Genomic DNA, 4,170 nt, shown 5'->3' with positions numbered 1-4,170 from the left:
CAAAATTACGCAAGGTGAACATGCGGGGATCAGAAATAAAGAGGGTCGGCCAGTTGGTTCCGTCATTAATGATGTTCAGAAATCGAGACCTTCCGATATATTAATACAAGATGATGGTCGCTGGGTTGTAAAAGGTAATGATGGAAGAATACATCTAATTGAGCCTGATGGCGAAGTGGTCACGTCATTTAAAAATAGCGACAAAAATACGGCTCAACGTATTAGAGATGGTCGATGGAATAGACCTAGTAATGAAAAACTAGATGAATTTAAAGAAAAATTTTCTGATTATGTGAGGTGGTAAGATGGATACACTAAAAATTAATTACATACCAGAAGCAGATGTAACTTTATTTGATATTCGTTTATCTGAATCGGAAGTTGTAATTTATACAGATTGCTTAAATTACGTTTTAACTCATTTATCTGATGAGCAAATATATGAAAAAACGGAATGCTCAAATAAACAAGAGTTATCACATTACTTAGCAGATCTAAAAAATCTAATAAAATCAATGGAGAATAGAAGATACCTTCCAGATAGGTACAAAGATCTATAAAAATAATGGCATAGTGGCTATTTAAACAGTGACTATGCCGACAAGTTTTAATCTTTTACCTCAATCAGTTTACTCGTTCTCAGCCAGCTGGATGATCAGTTGCCCAGCTTGGCGAGTGAGGGTAAAGTGACTGCCCACCGTAAATCCTAACTCACTCCACCACTTACCACTGAAAGTCAGTTTCGGGTTGGGGAGGGTATCTCAGTTAGGGGTATAACCCACTGTATAGTGTCTGGTTTTAACCTCCTATACTTTAGCTGTCTGTGTTTTTACACTAAAATCGCGCTTAGCAATAGGGACTACCTTCGTTAGTTGCGCAGGTTATCGACTTAGCAACCAATGAGTAAGGCTATTAGCCCTTATGTATCGAGTTGGTTAGGTAGCACTACTGTTGCTAGCCGTGTGGTAGGTGTAACAACTACCACACGGCAAATTTAGGCATGCAGGTGCATAATATTAACACAGACCCAAAAGCGAGCTTTAGTTATGCAAGCTTTGGTTCTTCTTTGTTAACAGGAGGAATAACATCAGGAATGGGGTATTGGGGAACGCTCACAACCAATACTATTGGTACGGGTATTTCAAGTTTAATTGATGGAGGATCACCTTGGGTCTCAATGGAAGGCGCATTAGTTGGTTCAACAGCCGGCTATGGAGGCACAAAATGGTTAACTCACCATTTTGATAATAAATTTAATCCTTGGTCTAACGGGCTTAAAGAACGCCCATTAGTTTTAATGCCATCAATTACAGCTCCGCCGAGTATATCGCCAATGCCTGGAATTATAGGTAGCCTTCTTGGATCCGCGGGTTCAGAATATTTAAATAAAGAGACTAGCGAAGTATTGAAGAAAATCAAAATAGAGAACGAAAATGAAAGTAATTAATTATTTTTTAATGTTATTTTTTTGTTATTTTGCACTGGTTTTTATTACATTTTTATTGCTTGGTTTTATTGTTGAATCTATTCATTATATGAAATTAGGTATTTTTTACATTGATATATTCTTTTTAAAACAACCGATTATTTTTGGGGGAGTGTTTGGTTTGAGTTTTAGTGGTATTCATCTATTTGTGAATTATTGGGAAAATAAACATTGAGCGGCTAAGTCAATCATTAAATAGATATTAATTTTGTAGTGTCCAGCCAAACATCAGTCTGTAATTACTATCACCAAAGGGCGCAAGACATAATCCTTGGGTGTTATGTTGAATTGCCGAAGGCAATTGCCCTGTGGTGATGAAGGTTGTAGGTGTATAGGTGGCATAAATTTTAGTAAATTTATTTAATTATCTATAATATTTTGTTTTGAACTAATGATCTGGTACTAATCCTTTGGCATTATTTTATTAGCATATTTTTCTAATCTAAATTACGACAATCTCTATCAAGCCCTTTCAGAAATTAACGATAACGTCACCGAGCGTGATATTCAGAATCACCTCTTCCAGCAAGCATTACAGAATTATACCAAGCAATCCGACTTTGGTACTGGGGGTAAATATACCCGCGCAATCCAAGCCATCACCGCATTTACGCAAGGTGTAATGGGCAACAATATTGTCACCGCGATTGCTAATGGTTCCGCGCCTTATCTTGCTAATGAAGTGAAAAACCAAATTCAAGGTAACAGTGTTGAAAGTGATATTCAGCGCACCATTACCCACGGCTTACTCAATGCAGGCCTTGCGTTGGCAAAAGGTGAGAATGTACTGGTGCAGCTTCTGGCGCAATGACCGGCGAAACAGTGGGTATTTTATCACACTCACTTTATGGCAAAACTCCCGAAGAACTGACTGAGACTGAAAAGCAGAATATAAGTGCATGGGCAACGTTAACTTCTGGGATTGTCGGCGGTTTAATCAGCGATAATAGTGCAGGTGTTGCCAATGCCGCCCAAGCCGGGAAAGTGGTGGTTGAGAATAATTGGTTGAGCACCAATCAACTAGAAAATTTTGCACATAAAGCAAGAACTTGTGTCGGTGAAGAATGTCAGCAAGTTATTCGTGATATGGTTGATGCCAATATTCGGCAACAGGAAGAAATAAAGCAAATTTGTTCAACCTCACCAGAGCAGTGTAAACAGCAGTATGGATATTTAGTTGAACAATGGAATGCTTTCGATACAGCAATAAAACATCTTGCCGCAGATAAATCGTTGCCTGATGAGTTTCGTGATTATCTGCCTGCAGTGTATATGTTGAGTATGGATGCGACAGGGATCACAGTCGAACATCAGTGGGCTAAACAATTTGAGGCAATAAGATTAGATAAAGAAACCTCCATGGTGATGGCTATGACACTTCCTATGCTGATTGGTAGCCAAGGAGCTAAAGGAGGTGGAAATAAAGTCATTAATCAAACTAAAATCAATCCTAATCAGATAAAAGAAAATATCGTTACCAGCCAGAGAGGGAATAATTCAAGCAATTTTAAAGTGCATGTAGATAAGCAAGCTGAACTTAATAGTTCACTTAACAAATTTCCTTTGAATCCTCACGAACTAACAAAATTTTTAGATGTTAAACCTAAAATATCGACTACTCAACATGGAACAACGAGGATGTTTTGGGAACCAAATGCGAATACAAGAATACGTTATGAAAGTCATCCAGGAGATAGTGGTCCTTTTAATCCTCGTCATCATGGAGAGCATTATCATATCGAAATTAAGCCAAATAACTTAACTTGGAATCAAGCTAAAAAACAAAATACTATTCAGAAAGTAAAACCAGAAAATTATGAGGTTGGGCATGGAACGGGATTCTTACCAAATGAACGACATCCGGGAAAATAAATATGTTACTAAATGATCTACCTATTTCTGATGGAAGAATAACAAAAATAGAGTCAACAGTCTCTGAATTGAAGTTATTCTTTACAGATTGGAATGAAAATGAGTGGGTTGTTATTTTTTATGAAGTATTATCCATACAATCAATGAGTGTTGAGAATGAAGATTTATCTCATGTACAGCAGAAAGAAAATGATATTTTTAAGTCAATGACTCTAGAATATTATACCGATGAAGTTGGAGAACGATTTTATAGCTATAATTTTTATAGTGTGTGGTCAGAAAGTGCATTATTGAAAGTAATTGCAACAAATGAGTATGACATTAAAGCATGTTTCACATAGTTTTTATATTAGTATCAAATGATATTGTTACCGCGATTGCTAATGGTTCCGCGCCTTATCTTGCTAATGAAGTGAAAAACCAAATTCAAGGTAATAGTGTTGAAAGTGATATTTAGCGCACGATAGCGCACGGCTTACTCAAGGCCTTGCGTTGGCAAAAGGTGAGAATGCAGTAGTGCAAGCCTCTGGCGCAATGACAGGCGAAACGGTGGGTATTTTATCGCACTCATTTTATGGCAAAACCCCCGAAGAACTCACTGAAACTGAAAAGCAGAATATAAGTGCATGGGCAACGTTAACTTCCGGTATTGTCGGCGGTTTAATCAGCGATAATAGCACAGGTGTTGCCAATGCCGCCCAAGCCGGAAAAGTAGTGGTTAAGAATAATGCGATAGGTGCTGCTAAGCTAATCATTAAAGGCCTAGAAAAGGGTTACGAATGGTGCATGAAAAATGCGACCTGTCGAAATGG

9 protein-coding genes are annotated in these 4,170 nt (G+C 37.7%); 8 read left to right on the top strand and 1 reads right to left on the bottom strand.

Annotated features, from left to right (window positions below):
- Both GWI68_RS20120 and GWI68_RS20115 read left to right on the top strand, forming a co-directional pair.
- Positions 1–304: hypothetical protein (locus tag GWI68_RS20120; protein ID WP_166541449.1), on the top strand; the 304-nt coding region annotated here is incomplete at its 5' end.
- 1 nt (position 305) lies between these two features.
- A complete protein-coding gene (locus GWI68_RS20115) occupies positions 306–560 on the top strand; it encodes a hypothetical protein (protein ID WP_166541448.1) in 255 nt (84 codons plus the stop codon).
- Between the two features lie 69 nt (positions 561–629).
- Here GWI68_RS20115 and GWI68_RS20110 read toward each other — a convergent pair whose 3' ends face one another.
- Positions 630–740, bottom strand: a complete 111-nt coding sequence (locus GWI68_RS20110; protein ID WP_166541450.1) for a type I toxin-antitoxin system SymE family toxin — start codon at positions 738–740, stop codon at positions 630–632.
- Positions 741–1,006: 266 nt separating this feature from the next.
- Between GWI68_RS20110 and GWI68_RS20105 the strand changes: the two genes are divergently transcribed.
- The 6 genes from GWI68_RS20105 to GWI68_RS20085 form a co-directional block, all read left to right on the top strand.
- The gene (locus tag GWI68_RS20105) at positions 1,007–1,447 is read left to right on the top strand and encodes a hypothetical protein (protein ID WP_166541447.1); all 441 of its coding nucleotides are present in this window, start codon (positions 1,007–1,009) and stop codon (positions 1,445–1,447) included.
- Positions 1,448–2,108: 661 nt separating this feature from the next.
- A complete protein-coding gene (locus GWI68_RS20100) occupies positions 2,109–2,297 on the top strand; it encodes a hypothetical protein (protein ID WP_166541446.1) in 189 nt (62 codons plus the stop codon).
- On the top strand, positions 2,294–3,358 hold the full coding sequence (locus GWI68_RS20095; RefSeq protein WP_166541445.1) for a VENN motif pre-toxin domain-containing protein: 1,065 nt from the start codon (positions 2,294–2,296) through the stop codon (positions 3,356–3,358). The genes GWI68_RS20100 and GWI68_RS20095 overlap by 4 nt, the downstream gene beginning before the upstream one ends.
- Before the next feature lie 2 nt (positions 3,359–3,360).
- Positions 3,361–3,699, top strand: a complete 339-nt coding sequence (locus tag GWI68_RS20090) for a hypothetical protein (protein WP_109410244.1) — start codon at positions 3,361–3,363, stop codon at positions 3,697–3,699.
- Entirely contained in the window at positions 3,687–3,815 is a 129-nt protein-coding gene (locus GWI68_RS20610) for a hypothetical protein (protein ID WP_279543945.1), read from the top strand. The genes GWI68_RS20090 and GWI68_RS20610 overlap by 13 nt, the downstream gene beginning before the upstream one ends.
- 35 nt (positions 3,816–3,850) lie before the next feature.
- The coding region (locus tag GWI68_RS20085; RefSeq protein WP_166541444.1) for a VENN motif pre-toxin domain-containing protein at positions 3,851–4,170 on the top strand (320 nt) is incomplete at its 3' end.

It is taken from the genome of Proteus sp. G2669 (assembly GCF_009915245.1).
Classification (GTDB): domain Bacteria; phylum Pseudomonadota; class Gammaproteobacteria; order Enterobacterales; family Enterobacteriaceae; genus Proteus.
Note: the sequence above shows the minus strand (reverse complement) of the source record. Positions and strands in the feature narration are given on the sequence as shown.

Excerpts from the sequence above, each read along its gene's own strand:
- GWI68_RS20115 (WP_166541448.1), top strand. The coding sequence starts at position 306 with ATGGATACACTAAAAATTAATTACATACCAGAAGCAGATGTAACTTTA.
- GWI68_RS20100 (WP_166541446.1), top strand. The coding sequence starts at position 2,109 with ATGGGCAACAATATTGTCACCGCGATTGCTAATGGTTCCGCGCCTTAT.
- GWI68_RS20095 (WP_166541445.1), top strand. The coding sequence starts at position 2,294 with ATGACCGGCGAAACAGTGGGTATTTTATCACACTCACTTTATGGCAAA.
- GWI68_RS20090 (WP_109410244.1), top strand. The coding sequence starts at position 3,361 with ATGTTACTAAATGATCTACCTATTTCTGATGGAAGAATAACAAAAATA.
- GWI68_RS20610 (WP_279543945.1), top strand. The coding sequence starts at position 3,687 with ATGTTTCACATAGTTTTTATATTAGTATCAAATGATATTGTTACCGCG.